Genomic DNA, 18,248 nt, shown 5'->3' with positions numbered 1-18,248 from the left:
TCCAAGAGCCGGAGCTACTGCACAAGCTCCTAGACCACTTCGCAGAATCAATTGCCACCTACCTGCGCTATCAAATCGATTCCGGCGCCCAGGTGGTGCAGATGTTCGATTCCTGGGCCGGCCAGCTCAGCCCCATGGATTACGACAGCTTCGCGGCGCCATACCAGAAGAAGGTGGTGGATCTGGTTAAGCAAACCCACCCCGATACCCCCTTCATCCTCTACATATCCGGCAGCGCCGGCGTGCTTGAGCGCATGGCAGGCACAGGGGTAGACATCATTTCGCTCGACTGGACCGTGGACATGGCCGAGGGCCTGGCCCGCCTACCCGAGCACATTGGCGTGCAGGGCAACGTGGACCCCGGATTGCTATTCGGCACCCCAGCGGCCATCCAGGCCCGCATCGACGACACCGTGCGCAAAGCCCGTGGCCGCAAGCACATTCTCAACCTGGGCCATGGCATCCTGCCGGGCACTCCAGAAGAAAACGGCCGCGCCTTCTTTGAAGCTGGCAAGAGTGTGATGGAGCGCATCGGAGCGGCGGCTTGAGCAGCCCCGCGGCAGGATCCCGGCCCCAGCGGATCCTGATCACAGGGGCTAGTGGCTGCGTTGGCCAATACATCACTGAGCAGCTTTATCGCCACAGCGATGCGGAGTTGCTGCTCCTGCTCCGTGATCCAGCCAAGCTCACGGTTGTTTCAGCAGATGATCCTCGGGTCACCCTGCTGGTCGGTGACCTGCGGGAGCTAACCCCCCATGCCGGTGCAATCGCCACCGCTACTCGCATCATCCACACGGCCACCGCCTGGGGCGATCCCCTAAGAGCCCAGCAGGTGAACGTGGACGCGGTCAAGCAGCTGCTGGCCTTCACCAGCCCTGTATGGCTGGAGCAGGTGATCTACTTCTCCACTGCCTCAATTCTGGATCGCCAGTTGCAGCTGCTGCCCGAGGCAGCGGAATTTGGCACTGAATACATCCAAACCAAGGCCCTCTGCCTGCAGCAACTGGAGGCCCACCCCCTAGCCGCCAAAATTGTGGCCGTATTTCCCACCCTGGTATTTGGGGGTCAGGTGGGTCCGGGCGACCGCCATCCCACCAGCTATCTCACCGCCGGGATTAAGGAGGCAACCCGCTGGTTGTGGCTTGCTAAGTGGCTGCGCACCGAAGCCAGCTTCCACTTCATCCACGCCGCCGACATAGCCCTGGTGTGCGCCCATTTGGCCACCCAGCCCCATCAGCCCAATCCGGAACCAAACCAGGGAGCTCTGCGGCGCCTGGTGCTCGGCCAGCCGCCGATCAGCATCAATGCCACCGTGACCCAGCTCTGCCGTTGGCGCCGCAGCTGGCAGCCACCCTTTGGGATCGACCTGCAAGGCTGGCTGATCGAAGCCCTGATCAAACTCCTACGCATTGAAGTCAATGCCTGGGATCGCTTCTCAATTCGCCAGCGCCACTTCGTGCACGAGCCGGTGAGCCCACCAGAACGCTTTGGCCTGGTGAGCTACGCACCAACGCTCCAAGCGGTGTTCGAAACCGCTGGCCTGCCGCACAGATGAGTAAGCACAGGCATGGTTGGCTGGTCGGGAGGCTGCTGCTGGGCTGCCTCGTGTTCACGATGCTGCTGGGCAACGACGAAGGCTTTCTGGTGTTCCAACCCGAGCAGCTGACGATCAACGCCGGAGACACAGTGAGCTTTGAAGTGCGGGGGCTCGGCCCCCACAACTTGATCGTGGCAGGCCATCCCGAATGGAGCCATGAACCGCTCAGCTTCGCTTTGGGCGAAAGCTGGGAGCAAAAATTTGATACGCCCGGCCGCTACGCGATCTGGTGTGAGCCCCATCGGGCAGCAGGGATGACCGCTGAAATCAACGTCTTGGCACCTGGCTGATCCCACCGCACAGCCAACTTTGTGGCAATTGTTTCGAACCTGGTTGCCAGAGGTCACATCAGCCCCGTTCACGCCTTAATTTTGTCGAGTTGCCCATGCTTTTAAGCGCCCCCCATGCGCCGTCTCTTCTCTCTGATCGCTCTCTGCCTAGCGCTCGTGCTGGGTGCTGCTCCTAGCTTCGCTGCCGATGTGGCCCATGGCGGCCAGATCTTTTCCGCCAACTGCGCCGCATGCCACATGGGTGGTGGCAACGTTGTTAACGCCGAGCGCACCCTTAAGCAGGATGCCCTAACCGCTTACCTCGCCAACTACAGCGAAGGCCACGAAGCTGCCATTGCTTACCAGGTAACGAACGGCAAGAACGCCATGCCTGCCTTCGGTGGCAAGCTCAGCGAAGGTGACATCGCCGATGTCGCTGCCTACGTCGAAGACATGTCTTCTAAGGGCTGGGCCTGATCTAAGGGCTGGTCTTCCGGGGCCGGTGTTCCTGGGCTGGTCTTCCTGACTCAATTATCCAATTAGTCCTTCAGCAAACCCCGGCCAAGGTCGGGGTTTTTTGTTGGCCACCGAAGCCGAGCGAACATCCGGGAAAATTCTGCCCGGATCTCAGTTCTGGCCTCGGCGGGCAGCCAGCACGGCCAGATAAAGCTCCTCCGGAACCTCGCGGATGTCGTATTCGCTGGGCAGCACACCGTGCACATACCGATGCACGGCCATCCAGCAGTTGCGCTCCGGATCCCGACCCGTGCCATCGAACTCCCGGGACTCAGCAGCCAGCTGCTCAATCAACGGCTCGTTCCAGGTGTCGTTCACGGCAGCTATCCCCCATGCAGGGGGCCAGAGTGGGCCCAGTCTGAACTAAGCATCGGCATGGCAGCCCATACCCCCTCGCCCCAGGCCCGACTGCTGACGAGCATGGATGCCGTGGTGCTGGGACTCGCCATCGCCGGGGCTGGGCTGCTGGGAAGCTTCCACGGCCAGGCCCAGGCTCAGGCCTTGCCTAAGCCTCCCTGTCCACTGGTGGTGCCCGCCAGCCAGAAACTGCTCCAGCCCAGGCGGATCCAAGCCAATCAAGTGCAGGCAAAGAACGCGATGGGCTGCCTATCCCCCGCCGACGCGATGTATGGAGCGGATGGCTGTCCGCTGCGAATGTGCGGCGCAGATGCTGGTGTGATTCAGCTCCCGAAGAACTAGGCCCACCAGCTCGGGGGAGGACCGAATCAATCCGGTCGGTTCTCCTCGCAGCTGAATTGTCACAACGGACATACGGTTAATCCAGCAGCTCAATCGAGGCAAGTGGCCATGCATCCCACCGCCGAACTTTTTACCGAAAAAGCCTGGGCCTCCGTGGTGGCGGCCCAGCAATTGGCGCAGCAGCGGCGTCAGCAGCAGATGGAAAGCGAGCACCTGCTCGCCGCCCTACTAAGCCAGCAGGGATTGGCAGGCCGCATTCTGGAAAAGGCGGGCGTGGATGTGGGCAGCCTCAGCCAGAAGGTTGACGCCTGGATCGCCGGCCAAGTCAGCCTTAGTGCACCTCCAGACAACGTCTATCTAGGCAAGGGGCTCAACACCGTTCTTGACCAGGCTGAGGAGCTCAAACAGTCCTACGGCGACAGCTACATCGCGATTGAGCACCTACTTCTGGCGCTAGCGATCGACGACCGCTGCGGCAAGCAATTGCTATCTCAAGCGGGCACAAACACCAACAAACTCAAAGAAGCAGTACAGGCCATCCGCGGATCCCAAAACGTGACCGATCAGAACCCCGAAGGCACCTACGAATCCCTGGAGAAATACGGCAGGGATCTCACGGCCGCAGCCCGCGAGGGCAAGCTCGATCCGGTGATTGGCCGTGATGAAGAGATTCGCCGCACGATCCAGATCCTCAGCCGCCGCACCAAGAACAACCCGGTGCTGATAGGAGAGCCCGGTGTGGGCAAAACGGCGATTGTGGAGGGGCTGGCCCAGCGCATCGTCAATGGCGATGTGCCCCAGGCCCTGCAGAACCGCCAGCTCGTGTCCCTGGATATGGGCGCCCTGATCGCCGGTGCCAAGTACCGCGGTGAATTTGAGGAGCGGCTCAAGGCCGTGCTCAAGGAGGTCACCGCCTCGGAGGGGCAGATCGTGCTGTTCATCGACGAGATCCACACGGTGGTGGGGGCCGGCGCCAGCGGCGGCGCCATGGACGCCAGCAACCTGCTCAAGCCGATGCTGGCCCGGGGCGAACTGCGCTGCATTGGCGCCACCACCCTCGATGAGCACCGCCAGCACATCGAGAAGGATCCGGCCCTGGAGCGCCGCTTCCAGCAGGTGTTCGTGGATCAACCCACGGTGGAGGACACAATCTCAATCCTGCGGGGCCTGAAAGAGCGCTACGAGGTGCACCACGGCGTACGCATCGCAGACAACGCCCTGGTGGCGGCCGCAGTGCTGAGTAGCCGCTACATCGCCGATCGCTTCTTGCCCGACAAGGCGATCGATCTGATGGATGAATCGGCCGCCCGCCTAAAGATGGAGATCACCTCCAAGCCGGAGCAGATCGACGAGCTCGATCGCCGCATCCTGCAGCTGGAGATGGAAAAGTTATCTCTGGGGCGCGAATCCGACCCTGCCAGCAAGGATCGGCTCGAGCGGCTGGAGAAAGAGCTGGCCGATCTAAGCGAACAGCAGAGCACCCTCAATGCCCAATGGCAGGCTGAAAAGAGCTCGATCGATGAGCTCAGCGCGATCAAAGAGGAGATCGAGCAGGTGCAGCTGCAGGTGGAGCAAGCCAAGCGCAACTACGACCTCAACAAGGCCGCCGAGCTCGAATACGGCACCCTGGCCGAGCTGCACAAGAAGCTGGCCGCCAAAGAAGAGGCGCTTAATGCCAGCGGCAGCGATAAAACCATGCTGCGTGAAGAGGTCACCGAAGACGACATCGCCGAGGTGATCGCCAAATGGACCGGCATCCCCGTGGCCAAGTTGGTCCAAAGCGAGATGGCGAAGCTGCTGCACCTAGAGGAGGAGCTGCACACCCGGGTGATTGGTCAGGCCCAGGCGGTCACCGCAGTAGCCGATGCAATTCAGAGATCAAGGGCAGGGCTGAGCGATCCCAACCGGCCAATCGCCAGCTTCCTTTTCCTTGGCCCCACGGGTGTGGGAAAAACGGAACTCTCCAAGGCCCTGGCAGCCCAGCTGTTCGATTCCGAGGAGTCGATGGTGCGCATCGACATGAGCGAGTACATGGAGAAGCACGCCGTGAGCAGGCTGATCGGAGCACCTCCGGGATACGTGGGCTACGAAGAGGGCGGCCAACTCACCGAAGCGGTGCGGCGCCGACCCTACGCCGTGATCCTGTTCGACGAGGTGGAGAAGGCCCACCCCGATGTGTTCAACGTAATGCTGCAGATCCTCGATGACGGCCGCGTCACCGATGGCCAGGGCCGCACGGTGGACTTCACCAACACGGTGCTAATCCTCACAAGCAACATTGGCAGCGCCTCGATCCTGGATCTGGCAGGCGATCCAGCCCGCCACGGCGAAATGGAGGCCCGGGTAAATGAGGCCCTCAGAGGTCACTTCCGGCCTGAATTCCTCAATCGGCTTGATGAATCGATCATCTTCCACAGCCTCAAGCAGGAGGAATTGCGCGAGATCGTGGAGCTGCAAGTGCAGCGGCTGGCCAGGCGCCTAGACGACAAAAAACTGGGGCTGCAGCTCAATGCCGATGCCCTCGACTGGCTTGCCGGTGTGGGCTACGACCCGGTGTATGGAGCCCGGCCGCTCAAGCGGGCTATCCAAAGGGAGCTGGAAACCCCTTTAGCCAAGGGAATCCTGGCCGGGACGTTCACCAGCGGCCACACCATCACGGTGGATGTTGCAACCGAAGGCGAGGCACGCCAGCTGCGCTTCCAGCAAAGCGAGCCGGCCAAGCTACCGGTGCTGGTGTAGCTCACTGCAATAGCTGGTCCGAAAAGCTGCTGCGGGCCCGGATCACCAGGTCCGCCACATGCTCAGGCGCTGCGGGCTGCAGCTCTCCAGCTGCTACAGCTCGATAGTGATCTGCCACCAACCAGGCGCTAGTGCGGGGATCGCCAGCAAAGCGGGGAATTAGGTGGAGGTGCAAATGGGGCGCACCCTCGCCAAAAGCAATCGCATAAACCCTGTCGCAGCCGGTTTGCTCCTTGAGCAGAGCGCTGGCGGAGCGCACAGCAACCCCCCAGGAGGCTGCCTCCTGGTCGTTGAAATCAGCCGGGCCCGCTACATGGCGGAGACTATCTAGGAGCAGCCAACCAACCAGGGGGGCGAGGTCGGGATGGTGGCGCAACAGCCAATGGGAACCGCGACCGATTTCATAAACTCCCCGCGCTGCGGGGTCGTCATGAATTCTGCAGATAGGACAGGGGGTGCTGCCGCTCATGGATCTAATCAAACGAATGGAGCCCTAAGAACCCAATAGGTGAAGTGTCAGCAACCGCTCGCTGCCCCTTCTGCGGTGCTCCCACAGATAAACAGCCTGCCAGGTGCCAAGTAAAAGACGGCCAGCCTCAAAAGAAAGGCTGAGCTGACTGGTGGTGAGGGCCGTACGAATGTGGGCCGGCATGTCGTCGGAGCCTTCATCAGCGTGTACGTAGGGTCGCAGTTCCCCACGGCCGCTGACCGGACGGATGCCCTCCTCGGGCACGAGGGCTCGCAGGTAGCTGGAAAGGTCGCGCAGTACGCGCGGGTCGGCGTTTTCGTTGATAGTTAGGCTGCATGAGGTGTGCAGACACACCAAGTTGAGCAGCCCTTGCTCCATGCCACTGGAGGCCAAGGCGGCGTTAAGTCGGCCAGTGAGGTCGGTAAAGCCCTCGCCTGGGGTCACCACCCGCAGGGTCTCGAGGCTTTGGCGAAGCATGCAGATGGATATGTTTCAGATCATCCATAGCATTCTGCCTAAGATAGGTTGATACCCATCCAGTGCCCCGAGAGGCTGCCATGCGCATATTACTTTCCTTGTTGATCGTTTTACCTGGCCTGGCAGCTACCGCCCCAGCCGCCCAAGCCCAGCGCCAGGTCTCGAAAATAGGCGACATCTGTCCCATGGGGTACGTAGACATGCTGAACGGCAAGTGCAGCACCCTGGGGCTGATGACTTACACGGTGCAACCCACCAATGGCAAGGCCTGCGCTGCAGGCTGGATGAACGTAGGCGGAAACTACTGCCGCAAAAAGTGAATTTTTCTAGCTACAAACACTTCAACGCAGCCGATTGCCCGGCTCTTACGCTTCTCTATGACGGGGGTTGCCCCCTGTGCCTGCGGGAGGTGGAGCTACTTGGCCGCAAAGACAGGCAGCGCCATGGGGAGTGCCTAAAACTCGCTTTCGTGGACATCGATCAGCCCGAATACAACCCAGATAGCTACGCCGGCATCAGCTATAGGGAAGCTATGGGGCGGATTCACGCCATTGATGCCAGTGGTGCAGTGCTGCGTGACGTCGAGGTGTTTTGGCGGGCATACGAGCTAATCGGCATGGGCTGGCTCTATGCCCCAACCCAGTGGCCCCTGCTCCGCCCCTTGACAAACCTTGCCTACGGCATTTGGGCGGATATGCGGCTGCGGATCACTGGGCGCCCCAACTTGGAGAGTCTCTGCCAAGCACGCAACGGCGCATGTCGTATCAACTAATTCAGAAGTAAATCGATCTAGTTGTCAACGGTAGCCTTGAAATGGAATGAACCAGTTACTCACCAACGGCCTCTCCCGCTAGCTCAAGGCTGAGCTGGCCAATGGGTTCCCTACTCATCCGCCTACTGCTTGAAGTGCGCAGGCCGGAACGCCTTGAACCATGGCGTTTCTGTATGGCATCAGCAGTTGCCGCAAAGCCATGCTGCTGCCGTAGGGCCCAGACTCGATCGCGGGCTACTGCGGCCGCAGTATTCCAATCGATCAACGGCAGGGGATATGCGCGACCGAGCCCTATTCCAAGCCGAGCCTGGGTGCGGTCGTCCATGGTCCAGGGGGTGTGCAGATACACCGGGGGAACATGGGCAAGCTCTGGCAGCCAGCGGCGGATGAAGACACCTTCTGGATCGTGGTCTAGGCCCTGCTTTAGCGGGTTGTATATACGGATTGTATTGATGCCGGTAGTGCCAGATTGCATCTGACACTGGCTCCAGTGAATGCCAGGTTCGTAGTCAACGAATTGACGGGCGAGATGGACCCCGCTCTCCCGCCAGGGAATCCACAGCTGATAGCTGGCTACGGAAAGCAGCATCGCCCGCATCCGGAAATTCAACCAACCGGTTGCGTTCAGGGAGCGCATGCAAGCATCCACAAAAGGAAGCCCCGTGCGCCCCTCTGCCCAGGCTGCCAAACGCTCTTGATTGCTGTCACGCAGTCCGGCAGTGAGGGGATGGAGCTCGCTGTATTCCAGGCTGGGCTGGCATTCCAACTTCTGGATAAAATGGCAATGCCAGTGCAAGCGCTCATCAAAGCGCTGCAGGGAGCGCCTCCAGTGGACTGCCGCAAGAGCCTGGCGACGTAGGCGGCTTTTTTGCACAACCTCCCGCATCGACAAAGTGCCCCAACTGAGATGGGGGGAAAGGCGCGAGCAGCTGACGTCGGCCGTATTGGGGCTAGACAACCCGGATTGGTAGGAGCGGCTGCGCTGATCCAAGAAGGAGGCGAGGGTTTTCAAGCCTTGGGCTCGCCCTCCCTTTTGCCGCCCAGGGCAGAAATCGGGCTCCAGCCCTAGCTCTTCGGCTACCGGCAGAGGACCAGGGTCGAGCCCGGGCATCGGGGTGAGACGGGGCGGCGCGCCGGTTAGCTCCTCGGCCATGCGCTCCTCCCAACGCTTTGCCCACCCCGTACGCCTACTGAGCCGCCGGGTGACACCAAATTGGGGAATTTCCTGCCATTCAATGCCGTTCCGGCGTGCCCACTCTGCTACGCGCAGGTCACGGGCGTAGGTCCAGCCGTTGCCAGTTTCCTCGTGACTCCACAAGCCAGTTACTCGAAACTGGCGATGGGCCCGCTCCAGCACCTGCTCAATCGCACCGATGCGCACCACAAGTGGTTGGCCGAGAGCGGTAAGGGCCGCTCGCAGCTCTACTAGACATTCCCGGCAAAACTCCCACTGCCGAGCGGAGCTGTCTGGCTGCAACCACAGGTCTGGCTCCACCACGAAGAGCGGCAGCACTGGTCCCCGCAGCGAGGCCTCCAATAAGGGCCTGTGATCGAAGCTGCGCAGATCGCGCTTGAACCAAACGATTTGCAGCGGCCCCATGGCGTCAGAGGCTAAAACCTCATTTGCATTTTAATCAATCTGGAGTCAGCCAGGCGGCCCAACCTGGTTACGGTGGCACCTTTCCCATCTCCCCCACCTGAGCCCGCGATGATCTATCTGCTGCAGCATCTGGCCGTAGTGCTGAGCCTCGCCCTGTTTCACATCGTTGGTCCGATACCAATCGACCTAGGTGTGCACGACGGCGCCCTGGCCCCTTGTGCCACGCCAGCGCACTGCGCAAGGGCGGATTGGCCTATCCAGCAGAGGAGCGGAGATACTCCCCAAAGCGCCCTCGAAAGCCTGATTCCCGTGATTGAAGCGATGGGCGGCACCAAGGTTGTCGAGCGAGCTGAGGGCTATCTGCACGCAACCGCAACCAGCTCCCTGTTTGGCTTCGTCGACGATCTAGAGCTGTACGCCGACAATGAGCATGGAATTCTGCAAGCTCGCTCCGTCTCGCGGCTTGGCGATTCAGATCTAGGCGTCAACAGCAAACGCCTAGAAATCTTGCGAAAAGCGCTCATACCAGCTCCAAAGGTATGAAATCAGCTGGTCGCCAACCTGCTCGGAGCAAACTCCGATTTTGTTCAACAGGCAGGCGTTGATGGGTGCTTATGGGCGGGCTTTGGTGTTTCAGCTGCTGACTTCAAGCCATCAAACAACTGACCAAGCAGATTTTTCATCTCAGGAGGCAGAGCCTCCTGGGGAGCGGCCTCAGAAGCCAGAACCAACAGGGCACAGGCATCAACCAAACTGGATGCCTCTGATGGCGTTAAGGCGACCAGATGCTCTCCGTTGCACTGCGTAATTCGCATACAGCTGCGTTTCTACCAAGTTAAAGGTACTCCTTAAAGATTCTGGGTGTGACGAACCACTCCCAAATGGCCGAATCAAGGGTTCAGCAGCTCTTCAGACCAAGAGCCAGAGGCGCACCAGCGCCTGCGCTGGTGGGGTTGCCCGCCAAGTTCCAACAACTCGACTTGATGCACCTCAAAGCTCAACAGTTCAAAGTAAGTGGGCATCGGTGTGGTGTCGTCAAGTTCCTGGGGAAAGGCTGCCTCCAGCTCGAGGGGGATTCCTGGCTCCGGCCAGCCCCATAGGGCCCTAGCGGAAGGTGTGAGGTTTTGCCAGTGGTGCTGACGCTGCTTGAGCAACTCCGCTGCGGGAGGCTGAGAGCGTCTTGAGCGCAATCGAAACTGGCTTCGAGCCCGAGGCAAAAGCCAGCAGATTTCTGCGTCTGGCAAATTTCGGAGCTCGCTGGCTTTCTCACTGCGACCATCAGTGAACAAATCCAGAACGGCTGGAGCTGACCAGCCCCTAAATACCAAGGTGCGCACCCTGGGGGTGCCATCGCTGGCAACAGTTGCAAGTTGCAGCCAGCGGCTACTGGAGGATCTGCCCTCCCTCTGCAGGGCAGCTCGCAAAAGGGGGCGCCATGGAGGAAGACTATCCATTAGGCCTCCCCAAAACAGCCAGCAACCTCAGCGGGTTGAATTGCTGGCATTGATTTGCACGTAAGCAGGGGTCAAACCTGAAATGCCTTCTGAGGGGGCAGACATTTCTGGCTTGATACGAACAGTTGGCTTAACGAGCAGACCTGGCAGCATGCCAGCATCAAATGAAAAGCGGCCAGGACCAACAAGCAACAGTGCAAGGCTGCCGCCGAGGTAGAGAACGACCAGTTCGAGCACGTAAATATTTAGCCCAGCCGTAAGGATGTGTTGATAAGCGGCAACTGTCATCGTGCCGGTGAGGGCGAGAGCTCCAACGGGCGTGAGCAAGCCGAGAATTACCAACCAACTGCCGATCAGCTCGGAAAAGCCAGCGGCATAGGCGAAAAACAAGGGGAATGGCAGGTGCAGAGATGCCACATAGGTATTGGCAAATTGCTGTGGATCGGCAAGTTTTTCATGGCCATGGTGAATCATCATCACGCCGATAGCCAAGCGAAGCAGCAGCAGGCCAAGCGACGCAACTCCGCCTGGCTTCAACACATAGGCCTCTAGAAGGGAACGGATCCGTTGGGCTTGACCAGTCGTGATCCATAGAGCATTTGCAGGGCTCTGGGCTGCAGCCGGTTGATCAGCAGGGCGGCTGAGGGCCACAAACCAAAGGGCCATACAGGCAGCCAGGAAGCCTCCAAACAGCTCGAGAAGCAGGGGGGTGGACATGGTGGATTAATTGCTTCACCAATCCTGGCAAGCTTGATGAAGAAACGTGAAGCGCCCAGCTTGACTTGCCCAGGGCCTACCCCAGAGCAATGGAGATCATGGGGGCACTGGAGCGGTAGGCAACTGTTTCAACTCCTAGAGCTAAAGGCGCATCGGGATTGCCGGAACCGATGCCGCGAAGCAGAGCAAAGTTCTGGAGGCCGCTTCCCAAATGGCGCTGAAGTTGCCTTACCCGGGGCCAGCTAGCTAGAGCGGCACATGGTGGCGGCTGACCCCACTGATGGTTTCGGCCAGACGCTGGGGGCAGAGATTGAAGATCAAGCTATTGAAGTGGCTGGTCTCAACAGAAAAGGATTGACCTGGCAGATAAATCGCCTGCTGGCCAGCCCGATCAAACCGGTCCTTGCCCTCGATGCGAAAACGAGTGGGTTTCACCGTGAGCCCGATTTCTTCGGCCAAGGCAACACTGTCTAAGCAAAATTCACCAACTTCCAGGCCGAATGCCAATGCCTGAGCGCCGAGTCAGTCCCTTTGCTATTGAAGCGGCGCATCGGGGGCAAGAGCAGGGACTGCCGCGGAAATACACTTTTGTAATTTATTTAAGTTGCAGGTTAAAAACGTTTCGCCAAAATTTCATCTACTTCGTATTTACTTCAAAAATCAAGGGGTTTGATGATACATCTGCTCTAAACGCTCGCGGCTGAAATCGACGTAAAGCACCTCTTCGCCGGGCTGGGGAGCCTCTGGATGAACCCTGCTGCGTTTACGAGGGGCTTGAAGAGAATCTCTCTCCTGGGAACTACGCAAGTTTTGGGACATCAGCGCGAAGGCACCGCCAGCGATGGCCGCAAAGAAAACCAAATAAATGACAGCCAGTAAATCGCTCATCAGCATTCCGCTTTGCTGAATCTTAATATGAAGAAATATGAAACGTGGTTTTTCGATCTGTTGATGCGGCGCTGAGATCCCACAGCAGCCGGGCCAGTGCGTCGGAGCAGGCCTCCGCGCTGGGTTGGCTGGTCTCAAAACGCAGCCGACCCGGCCCCACAGCTCGGTTGCTCCAGTATTGAAATCCACTGGCGTGCGGTTTTGAGCCATCGGCGAGGCCGGCCAGCAGGGCGCCAGCCCTCTGGGGAGTTTCGGTGAGCCGCAGCAGGTCGCGAGCAACAAAGGCGAACAGGGCCTGGCCCACGGGGTTATGGCTGCGGCTGTAGCGGAAGAAGCCCCCCTTGCTGCGCGGGATCACCAGCCCCGGGCTCCAGGCGAGCACCGGCAGATGCGTGCCCTGCTCCCTCAGCCGCCGCTCCACCTCCCTTGCCATCAGCAGGTTGCAGAGCTTGCTGTCCTTGTAGGCCTTTTCGGCACTAAAGCTGCAGCTGCCATCCAGCATTAACGCCCCAGGGCCCTGACGCAGACCGGCAAGATCCCCGAGGCCAGCCGGGAGGCCCACTTTCCCCCCGGCGCTGGTGTGGTCGTGCACCTCCGATGCGGTGACCACCAAGCGAGGTGCATTGCTCCGGATCAACAGGGGCAAAAGTTGCTGCAGCAGGGCCTGGTGACCCAGGTGGTTGACGGCGATGGTGAGTTCAAACCCCTGGGCCGACCAGAGGGGCTCGACCATGCCGCTGTACTGCATGCCGGCGTTGAGCACCAAGGTATCGATCGGCTCGCCCTTGGCCAGCAAGGCTTCAGCACAGCGCCCGATGCTGCTCAGATCAGCCAGATCGCAGCTAGGGGTATCGATCTTGTCGCTCAGGCGCTGGCGCAGAAGCGCCGCGGTTGTCCCATCCCGGCAGGGGATGGTGAGGTGGTGACCGGCCTGGAGCAGCAGGGTTGCCGCCTCAAAACCGATCCCGGAGCTGCCACCAGTGAGCAGGATTTTGCGTGACTCTCCAGCACTGCGCTCCTCAACGGCCATAGCCCCTGTTCCAGGTAACACCCGATTCTGTTGATCCAAAAGGCGGATCGCCAGGTAGCCGGCTTGGCGCCACGATGGCTACATCAAGAGCGCAGCGATCCCCGTGTCCAGCACCGAGTTAGCTCCGGATTCACTGGTTGAGCGGCTGGCTGGCGTTGCGGGGATGGGTCGGGGACGCCGCCGTTTGGTGCTTCTGCTACCCCAGTTGGGGGATTTCGACAGCCTCGAATACGCCCAAGCCCTGGTTCCTGCCCTGCCGCAACTGGAAACTGCCGGGATCGCCGTGCTGGCAATCGGTATCGGCCAGGCTGCCGGAGCCGATCGCTTCTGCGAGTTCACAGGCTTTCCCCGCGAGCTACTGCAGGTGGATGCAGACCCGCGGCTGCACCGTGCCCTGGGCCTCTACGAAGGTCTGCGGCAGATCGGCGGCCCCTGGCCCAACCTGCTTTTGATGTGCGCGGGCATCGGCTCCCCCGGTACCTTGGCCGAGGTGCTGCGCGGCTACACGGGCGATCGAGCGGCTCCCCAGCGAATCGCCGACGAGGAGACCATCCAGGCCGGCCCCTTGCCACCTATTAAAGGTTCGTTCTTTGCCAGGGCTGGCGGGACCGGATTCCAGCGCCCCTTTGAACTGGCCACGGTTCGGCTGCGCAACATGAGCGAGGTGTTGGGCAACTGGCGCACCTACGTGCCCTGCGACGACTTTCTTACCCAGCGCGGCGGCACCTTCCTGCTGGAAGACGACGACACCCTGCTCTACAGCTACAAGGATCGAGGCATTCTCGGCTTTTCGGCATCCATGGCAAGGCCACTCAGCTTCCTGGATCCTTACCTCGCCTGATTATTAACGGCATACACAGACAGCGCCGAATCCAATAGAAGCCCACGGGTCCTCGCCTCTGGCCCTAGCCGCCAGGTCCTCGCCACATTGCGTTACAGTTTCCGTAACAAACCGCAACACTCATGGCTGATTCTGCTTCCCGCTTCGGATTCGTTGAGTTTGCTGAAACCTGGAATGGTCGCCTAGCCATGCTCGGTTTCGTAATCGGCCTCGGCACTGAGCTACTCACTGGCCAAGGCATCCTTTCCCAACTCGGCCTAGGTTGATCACCATGGAAACCGATTACACCGCTGCAATTTTCACTGTGATTGGCCTTGTGGTGGTGCTCGGTGGCATGACCACCTACGTGCTTAGTCGCCCCACTGATCTGACCCCGAGGTCCAAATAGCCGTAATTCACGGCATCGTTGAGTCTAATTCCTCCTTCTTCGTTGCAAAAAAATGACAAACACTCCGGCTGGCCGAGAATGGCTTAAGCATCGGGCCGAAGAATTGATCCTATTGGAACAGCTCAAACGCGTAGAACTGTTTAACGGCCGAGCAGCAATGTTGGGTATCTTGGTTGGCATCATCACAGAAGGGCTTACGGGCTCTGGTATCGCCCATCAAATCGGCCTCGGGGCCCTGATAGACGGTTACGCTGCATGCCGCACCCAGTTTCTTCCCTTCTGTTTCTGAGTCTGATAGCCGTGCCTTTGGGCTGCAGTGCTCTCAGTCGCGACCTTAATGTTGGGATCTTAGTGTTGGGACAAGATTGCATTGCAGCGGGGCAATTTGCAGCCAAAACTTGCTGATCTCCAAGCGGCCCTTGAGGTGCCCCTGCCCCAATTATTGAGTCAGCTTGGTCAGCGGCAACTAAGGCCAGAGCTGATGGATCAGCCCGGACTTGATCCTCTGGATCATCGGCAAGCATTGCTTGGTCTAGCTCGCATCAATGCGTTGACCCGCAGCACTGCTTGCTTCTTTCCTGATATCCGTCGATTAGCAAAACTGAATCCCGCGCGGCGGTTGCGCCTCCTAGATGTGGCCTGCGGTGGGGGCGACGCGGTGCGTGGCATCAGTCGCATGGCCAAGCGGGAGGGGATTGATCTGGAGGTGCATGGCTGCGACATCAGCGCTGAAGCTGTCTCCCTGGCAAGGGCAGCAGCTGAGGCGGAGGGATTGGAGACTCATTTCTTCCAAACCGACGCAATCAATTCCCCTCTTCCTGGCGGTTATCACCTAATCACCACCTCGTTGTTTCTACATCACCTCACGGAAGCCGATGCAGAAAGCCTGCTGCGCTCTATGGCCGCCGCCACCCTCGATCAGCTGTTGGTGCACGACCTAATCCGCAGCCCCATTGATCTGCTGCTCACCTGGATCGGCACCAGGCTGCTGAGTCGCTCAGCGATCGTGCACATAGATGGACCACTCTCAGTGGGTGGTGCTTTTCAACTCGACGAGGTGGCGCAGCTGGCCGCATCGGCTGGCCTGGTGGGTGCCCAGATCACCCGGTTCTGGCCCGAGCGTTTCCTGCTCTCCTGGAGTCGGCATGCAGGCAACGCCTGAACTCGGACCGTTGCATATTTCGCCTTGCTGGGATGTGGTGGTAGTGGGTGCTGGACCGGCCGGCGCCCTTGCAGCCCATGGTCTGGCCAGTCGTGGCGTGCGCGTCTTGCTGGTGGAGCAGCGCCTCTTTCCCCGCTGGAAAGTCTGTGGAGCCTGCCTCAGCCCCCAGGCCCTGGCAGCACTTAAAACAGCTGGACTTGGCGACCTAGTGGCGGCCCAGGGTGGCCTATCCATTGAGGGGCTGCAGCTGGGGGTAGCTGGCCGGGTGAACCCGATCGCCCTGGGAGCTGGCCGGGTCCTGTCCCGCTCTCGCCTGGATCAGGCTCTGCTGGAAGCAGCTGTTGCAGTTGGTGCCACGGTGATGACGGGCACCCGGGCGGTACTGGGCGCCGCAGCTACCGGCTTAGAACCAGACCGGGAGGTGGTGCTGCAAAAAGGCACTGCAAGGTGGAGTGTCAGCGCCAAGGTGGTGTTGATCGCGGCGGGTCTCAGCCACCGGGCTATCGATGACGAGGCTGAGATCAGCACCAGCATCGAGCCCCATAGTCGTATTGGCGCAGGGTGCATACTGCCCGGGGAAGCTGCCGAGCTGGCTCCCGGGGTGTTGCAGATGGCTGTGGGCCACGGCGGTTATGTGGGTCTGGTGCAGGTAGAGAGCGGGGAGATCAACCTGGCCTGTGCCTTCGATCGGCCCTTGCTGGGCTCCGTTGGTGGTGCGGCCCTGCTTTGCCAAAAAATCCTGGCAGAAGCGGGCTTTGCGACCCTGCCTGGCCTTAAAGAAGCAGCCTGGCAACTCACTGCAGCGCTCAGTCGTCGCACAATTCCGCTTGCGGGCCACAGGCTGCTGCTGCTTGGTGATGCCGCCGGCTATGTGGAGCCCTTCACCGGCGAAGGCATGGGCTGGGCTCTGACCTCCTCACTAGCTGCCCTGCCTCTAGTGCTGCGCGGAATGGAGCACTGGGATGGCGGGATTGAGACGGAGTGGCGGCGCCTTCACCGCCGCTGGGTGACACAGAAGCAGAGATCATGCCGAGTGCTGGCAGTGGTTTTGCGGCACCCCAGGATCAGCTGGGGGCTGCACAGGCTGGCGGGGAGCTTCCCCTCGGTCGCCGGCTCCATGATTGGGCTTCTGCAGCGGCCCGACCTGCCCTGCTCGACGGACTGATCAATCATGCCCTTGTCCTTGATTGGTCTCGGCACTGCGGTGCCCCAGAGGCGCATCAGCCAGCAAGAAGCCCTGGCCCTTGCACCGCAGATGGGCAACGCCAGCCCTCGTCAACAACGCCTGCTGGAGAGGATCTACCAGCGCTCGGGGGTGATGCACCGCCACTGCATTCCCCTGCCCGACTCCGGCAACCCCTCAACGGCTGAGCGGATGAGGCGCTACCAACCGGCAGCGCTTGAACTCGCACTAGAGGCTTCCCGTCTAGCGCTTAAGGATGCCGGTATCGAGGCCAGCGCGATAACCCACTTAATTACCGTTTCATGCACGGGCTTCGGCGCCCCTGGCTTCGACCTTGGCTTAATCGCCAACCTGCCACTAGTCATGGATGTGGCCCGAACTCATGTGGGTTTCATGGGCTGCCACGGGGCGTTCAACGGACTGCGGGTGGCACGGGCCTTTGTGGAGGCTGATCCCAGTGCCTGCGTGCTGCTGTGTGCAGTGGAGTTGTGCAGCTTGCACTTGCAGGAGGGCTGGAACCCGGACCACATCGTGGCCAATGCCCTATTCGCTGATGGTGCCGGCGCGGTGGTGGCGGTAGCTGCCGATGGCGCTGGTGTGGGCTCAACCAATAAAACAGGCTTACAGCTAGTCGCCTCATCATCAACAGTGCTACCCGGCACTGAAGACCTGATGGGCTGGATCATTGAGGATCATGGTTTTTCCATGGTTCTTTCATCCAAAGTCCCCAGTCGCATCGCCGCCCAGCTGCGCCCTTGGCTGGAGCAGTGGCTGGCGGGCCTGGGGCTGACATTGACAGAAATAGAAACCTGGGCCGTTCATCCCGGCGGCCCCCGCATCCTTGGGGCGGTTCAAGAGAGCGCCGGGTTGCAACCCGCCCAGATTGAACTCTCCACTGCGGTATTACGTCAGTTCGGCAATATGTCTTCGGCAACTATTTTGTTTGTCCTGGAGCGGCTGCGCACCTCACCAGACCACAACGGCCCATGCCTGGCTTTGGGTTTTGGTCCCGGTCTCGCAGTGGAAGCGGCATTGCTCATGGTGCAAAAGGCCACCTGATTGCGGTTCTGACCACTGCTTTCCCATCCAGGCTTGTTGTACAACTTGTGCAACCGCCACCCATGCAACAAAAAAGCCCCCTTATTCAAGGGAGCTTTTGGGATTCCGTTATTGCCCAGCCGTAGCTGGGCTGTTGACTATCAACCGATTGCAGGTGCGGTCAGTGCCACGGGTGTGGCAGTAGCAGCAGCAAGGTCAAGGGGGAAGTTGTGAGCGTTGCGCTCGTGCATTACTTCCATACCCAGACCAGCGCGGTTCAGAACGTCTGCCCAGGTGTTCACCACACGGCCTTGGCCGTCGAGGATCGACTGGTTGAAGTTGAAACCGTTGAGGTTGAAGGCCATCGTGCTCACGCCAAGGGCGGTGAACCAGATGCCAACCACGGGCC

Annotated in this window: 24 protein-coding genes and 2 pseudogenes; 16 read left to right on the top strand and 10 right to left on the bottom strand. The window is 60.2% G+C overall.

Annotated features, from left to right (window positions below):
• The 4 genes from KBY72_RS11465 to KBY72_RS11450 form a co-directional block, all read left to right on the top strand.
• On the top strand, positions 1–548 hold a 548-nt coding region (locus KBY72_RS11465; RefSeq protein WP_315859550.1), incomplete at its 5' end, for a uroporphyrinogen decarboxylase family protein.
• Complete coding sequence (locus KBY72_RS11460; RefSeq protein ID WP_254931659.1) at positions 545–1,555, top strand: NAD-dependent epimerase/dehydratase family protein; 1,011 nt, start codon at positions 545–547, stop codon at positions 1,553–1,555. The genes KBY72_RS11465 and KBY72_RS11460, both read left to right, overlap by 4 nt.
• Entirely contained in the window at positions 1,552–1,887 is a 336-nt protein-coding gene (locus KBY72_RS11455; RefSeq protein ID WP_254931658.1) for a plastocyanin/azurin family copper-binding protein, read from the top strand. Before KBY72_RS11460 ends, KBY72_RS11455 begins: the two co-directional genes overlap by 4 nt.
• Before the next feature lie 114 nt (positions 1,888–2,001).
• Complete coding sequence (locus KBY72_RS11450) at positions 2,002–2,343, top strand: c-type cytochrome (protein ID WP_106501929.1); 342 nt, start codon at positions 2,002–2,004, stop codon at positions 2,341–2,343.
• 150 nt (positions 2,344–2,493) lie between these two features.
• On the opposite strand, the gene KBY72_RS11445 is transcribed toward KBY72_RS11450, so the two are convergent.
• A complete protein-coding gene (locus tag KBY72_RS11445) occupies positions 2,494–2,700 on the bottom strand; it encodes a hypothetical protein (RefSeq protein ID WP_254931657.1) in 207 nt (68 codons plus the stop codon).
• A gap of 57 nt (positions 2,701–2,757) precedes the next feature.
• Between KBY72_RS11445 and KBY72_RS11440 the strand changes: the two genes are divergently transcribed.
• Together KBY72_RS11440 and clpB are read left to right on the top strand one after the other, a co-directional pair.
• Entirely contained in the window at positions 2,758–3,081 is a 324-nt protein-coding gene (locus KBY72_RS11440) for a hypothetical protein (protein WP_254961929.1), read from the top strand.
• A gap of 108 nt (positions 3,082–3,189) precedes the next feature.
• Positions 3,190–5,820, top strand: coding sequence for an ATP-dependent chaperone ClpB (clpB, locus tag KBY72_RS11435; RefSeq protein ID WP_254961930.1), 2,631 nt, complete (start codon positions 3,190–3,192; stop codon positions 5,818–5,820).
• Between the two features lies 1 nt (position 5,821).
• Here the strand turns inward: clpB and KBY72_RS11430 are convergent, their stop codons facing one another.
• Both KBY72_RS11430 and KBY72_RS11425 read right to left on the bottom strand, forming a co-directional pair.
• Positions 5,822–6,289, bottom strand: coding sequence for an HIT family protein (locus KBY72_RS11430; RefSeq protein ID WP_254961931.1), 468 nt, complete (start codon positions 6,287–6,289; stop codon positions 5,822–5,824).
• 24 nt (positions 6,290–6,313) lie between these two features.
• A complete protein-coding gene (locus KBY72_RS11425; RefSeq protein WP_106501934.1) occupies positions 6,314–6,766 on the bottom strand; it encodes a secondary thiamine-phosphate synthase enzyme YjbQ in 453 nt (150 codons plus the stop codon).
• Positions 6,767–6,846: 80 nt separating this feature from the next.
• On the opposite strand from KBY72_RS11425, the gene KBY72_RS11420 reads away from it, so the two are divergent.
• Together KBY72_RS11420 and KBY72_RS11415 are read left to right on the top strand one after the other, a co-directional pair.
• Positions 6,847–7,086, top strand: a complete 240-nt coding sequence (locus KBY72_RS11420; RefSeq protein ID WP_254931653.1) for a hypothetical protein — start codon at positions 6,847–6,849, stop codon at positions 7,084–7,086.
• On the top strand, positions 7,083–7,538 hold the full coding sequence (locus KBY72_RS11415; protein ID WP_254993640.1) for a thiol-disulfide oxidoreductase DCC family protein: 456 nt from the start codon (positions 7,083–7,085) through the stop codon (positions 7,536–7,538). Before KBY72_RS11420 ends, KBY72_RS11415 begins: the two co-directional genes overlap by 4 nt.
• A 55-nt stretch (positions 7,539–7,593) precedes the next feature.
• On the opposite strand, the gene KBY72_RS11410 is transcribed toward KBY72_RS11415, so the two are convergent.
• Positions 7,594–9,138: an FAD-binding domain-containing protein gene (locus KBY72_RS11410; RefSeq protein WP_254961933.1), complete on the bottom strand. Its 1,545-nt coding sequence runs from the start codon at positions 9,136–9,138 to the stop codon at positions 7,594–7,596.
• A gap of 108 nt (positions 9,139–9,246) precedes the next feature.
• On the opposite strand from KBY72_RS11410, the gene KBY72_RS11405 reads away from it, so the two are divergent.
• The gene (locus tag KBY72_RS11405; protein WP_254961934.1) at positions 9,247–9,681 is read left to right on the top strand and encodes a DUF1499 domain-containing protein; all 435 of its coding nucleotides are present in this window, start codon (positions 9,247–9,249) and stop codon (positions 9,679–9,681) included.
• Between the two features lie 347 nt (positions 9,682–10,028).
• On the opposite strand, the gene KBY72_RS14545 is transcribed toward KBY72_RS11405, so the two are convergent.
• The 3 genes and pseudogenes from KBY72_RS14545 to KBY72_RS11395 all read right to left on the bottom strand — a co-directional run bounded on the left by KBY72_RS14545 (position 10,029) and on the right by KBY72_RS11395 (position 11,309).
• Entirely contained in the window at positions 10,029–10,292 is a 264-nt protein-coding gene (locus KBY72_RS14545) for a hypothetical protein (RefSeq protein ID WP_409995495.1), read from the bottom strand.
• Between the two features lie 42 nt (positions 10,293–10,334).
• A pseudogene (locus tag KBY72_RS14540) lies at positions 10,335–10,592 on the bottom strand (pyridoxamine 5'-phosphate oxidase family protein); the annotation flags it as partial.
• A gap of 27 nt (positions 10,593–10,619) precedes the next feature.
• Positions 10,620–11,309, bottom strand: coding sequence for a DoxX family protein (locus tag KBY72_RS11395; RefSeq protein ID WP_254961936.1), 690 nt, complete (start codon positions 11,307–11,309; stop codon positions 10,620–10,622).
• 258 nt (positions 11,310–11,567) lie between these two features.
• On the opposite strand from KBY72_RS11395, the gene KBY72_RS11390 reads away from it, so the two are divergent.
• Positions 11,568–11,783: a hypothetical protein gene (locus tag KBY72_RS11390; protein WP_254993639.1), complete on the top strand. Its 216-nt coding sequence runs from the start codon at positions 11,568–11,570 to the stop codon at positions 11,781–11,783.
• Between the two features lie 186 nt (positions 11,784–11,969).
• Here KBY72_RS11390 and KBY72_RS11385 read toward each other — a convergent pair whose 3' ends face one another.
• Together KBY72_RS11385 and KBY72_RS11380 are read right to left on the bottom strand one after the other, a co-directional pair.
• Positions 11,970–12,197: a hypothetical protein gene (locus tag KBY72_RS11385; protein ID WP_254961938.1), complete on the bottom strand. Its 228-nt coding sequence runs from the start codon at positions 12,195–12,197 to the stop codon at positions 11,970–11,972.
• Between the two features lie 22 nt (positions 12,198–12,219).
• Complete coding sequence (locus KBY72_RS11380) at positions 12,220–13,227, bottom strand: SDR family NAD(P)-dependent oxidoreductase (RefSeq protein WP_254961939.1); 1,008 nt, start codon at positions 13,225–13,227, stop codon at positions 12,220–12,222.
• Positions 13,228–13,390: 163 nt separating this feature from the next.
• Between KBY72_RS11380 and KBY72_RS11375 the strand changes: the two genes are divergently transcribed.
• The 6 genes from KBY72_RS11375 to KBY72_RS11350 all read left to right on the top strand — a co-directional run bounded on the left by KBY72_RS11375 (position 13,391) and on the right by KBY72_RS11350 (position 17,860).
• A complete protein-coding gene (locus KBY72_RS11375; RefSeq protein WP_254961944.1) occupies positions 13,391–14,068 on the top strand; it encodes a peroxiredoxin-like family protein in 678 nt (225 codons plus the stop codon).
• Positions 14,069–14,190: 122 nt separating this feature from the next.
• Positions 14,191–14,334 carry a chlorophyll a/b-binding protein gene (locus KBY72_RS11370; RefSeq protein ID WP_106501944.1) on the top strand — a complete coding sequence of 48 codons (144 nt, stop codon included), beginning with the start codon at positions 14,191–14,193 and terminating at the stop codon, positions 14,332–14,334.
• A 174-nt stretch (positions 14,335–14,508) separates the two neighbouring features.
• Complete coding sequence (locus KBY72_RS11365; RefSeq protein WP_254961940.1) at positions 14,509–14,745, top strand: chlorophyll a/b-binding protein; 237 nt, start codon at positions 14,509–14,511, stop codon at positions 14,743–14,745.
• Positions 14,746–14,937: 192 nt separating this feature from the next.
• Positions 14,938–15,618: a methyltransferase domain-containing protein gene (locus KBY72_RS11360; RefSeq protein WP_254961941.1), complete on the top strand. Its 681-nt coding sequence runs from the start codon at positions 14,938–14,940 to the stop codon at positions 15,616–15,618.
• Complete coding sequence (locus tag KBY72_RS11355) at positions 15,602–16,783, top strand: NAD(P)/FAD-dependent oxidoreductase (protein WP_254961942.1); 1,182 nt, start codon at positions 15,602–15,604, stop codon at positions 16,781–16,783. The genes KBY72_RS11360 and KBY72_RS11355 overlap by 17 nt, the downstream gene beginning before the upstream one ends.
• 6 nt (positions 16,784–16,789) lie before the next feature.
• Entirely contained in the window at positions 16,790–17,860 is a 1,071-nt protein-coding gene (locus tag KBY72_RS11350) for a type III polyketide synthase (RefSeq protein ID WP_254961943.1), read from the top strand.
• Between the two features lie 140 nt (positions 17,861–18,000).
• Here KBY72_RS11350 and KBY72_RS11345 read toward each other — a convergent pair.
• Positions 18,001–18,248 (bottom strand): annotated as a pseudogene (locus KBY72_RS11345) (photosystem II q(b) protein); the annotation flags it as partial.

Origin of the sequence: Cyanobium sp. BA5m-21 (assembly GCF_024346235.1) — a bacterium.
Lineage (GTDB): Bacteria > Cyanobacteriota > Cyanobacteriia > PCC-6307 > Cyanobiaceae > Cyanobium_A > Cyanobium_A usitatum.
Note: the sequence above shows the minus strand (reverse complement) of the source record. Positions and strands in the feature narration are given on the sequence as shown.

Coding starts and splice junctions, on each gene's coding strand:
- KBY72_RS11405 (WP_254961934.1), top strand. CDS start 9,247: ATGATCTATCTGCTGCAGCATCTGGCCGTAGTGCTGAGCCTCGCCCTG.
- KBY72_RS11365 (WP_254961940.1), top strand. CDS start 14,509: ATGACAAACACTCCGGCTGGCCGAGAATGGCTTAAGCATCGGGCCGAA.
- KBY72_RS11450 (WP_106501929.1), top strand. CDS start 2,002: ATGCGCCGTCTCTTCTCTCTGATCGCTCTCTGCCTAGCGCTCGTGCTG.
- KBY72_RS11410 (WP_254961933.1), bottom strand. CDS start 9,138: ATGGGGCCGCTGCAAATCGTTTGGTTCAAGCGCGATCTGCGCAGCTTC.
- KBY72_RS11385 (WP_254961938.1), bottom strand. CDS start 12,197: ATGAGCGATTTACTGGCTGTCATTTATTTGGTTTTCTTTGCGGCCATC.
- clpB (WP_254961930.1), top strand. CDS start 3,190: ATGCATCCCACCGCCGAACTTTTTACCGAAAAAGCCTGGGCCTCCGTG.
- KBY72_RS11380 (WP_254961939.1), bottom strand. CDS start 13,227: ATGGCCGTTGAGGAGCGCAGTGCTGGAGAGTCACGCAAAATCCTGCTC.
- KBY72_RS11440 (WP_254961929.1), top strand. CDS start 2,758: ATGGCAGCCCATACCCCCTCGCCCCAGGCCCGACTGCTGACGAGCATG.
- KBY72_RS11395 (WP_254961936.1), bottom strand. CDS start 11,309: ATGTCCACCCCCCTGCTTCTCGAGCTGTTTGGAGGCTTCCTGGCTGCC.
- KBY72_RS11375 (WP_254961944.1), top strand. CDS start 13,391: ATGGGTCGGGGACGCCGCCGTTTGGTGCTTCTGCTACCCCAGTTGGGG.
- KBY72_RS11355 (WP_254961942.1), top strand. CDS start 15,602: ATGCAGGCAACGCCTGAACTCGGACCGTTGCATATTTCGCCTTGCTGG.
- KBY72_RS11350 (WP_254961943.1), top strand. CDS start 16,790: ATGCCCTTGTCCTTGATTGGTCTCGGCACTGCGGTGCCCCAGAGGCGC.
- KBY72_RS11390 (WP_254993639.1), top strand. CDS start 11,568: ATGGTGGCGGCTGACCCCACTGATGGTTTCGGCCAGACGCTGGGGGCA.
- KBY72_RS11430 (WP_254961931.1), bottom strand. CDS start 6,289: ATGAGCGGCAGCACCCCCTGTCCTATCTGCAGAATTCATGACGACCCC.
- KBY72_RS11360 (WP_254961941.1), top strand. CDS start 14,938: ATGGATCAGCCCGGACTTGATCCTCTGGATCATCGGCAAGCATTGCTT.
- KBY72_RS11370 (WP_106501944.1), top strand. CDS start 14,191: ATGGCTGATTCTGCTTCCCGCTTCGGATTCGTTGAGTTTGCTGAAACC.
- KBY72_RS11425 (WP_106501934.1), bottom strand. CDS start 6,766: ATGCTTCGCCAAAGCCTCGAGACCCTGCGGGTGGTGACCCCAGGCGAG.
- KBY72_RS11420 (WP_254931653.1), top strand. CDS start 6,847: ATGCGCATATTACTTTCCTTGTTGATCGTTTTACCTGGCCTGGCAGCT.
- KBY72_RS11455 (WP_254931658.1), top strand. CDS start 1,552: ATGAGTAAGCACAGGCATGGTTGGCTGGTCGGGAGGCTGCTGCTGGGC.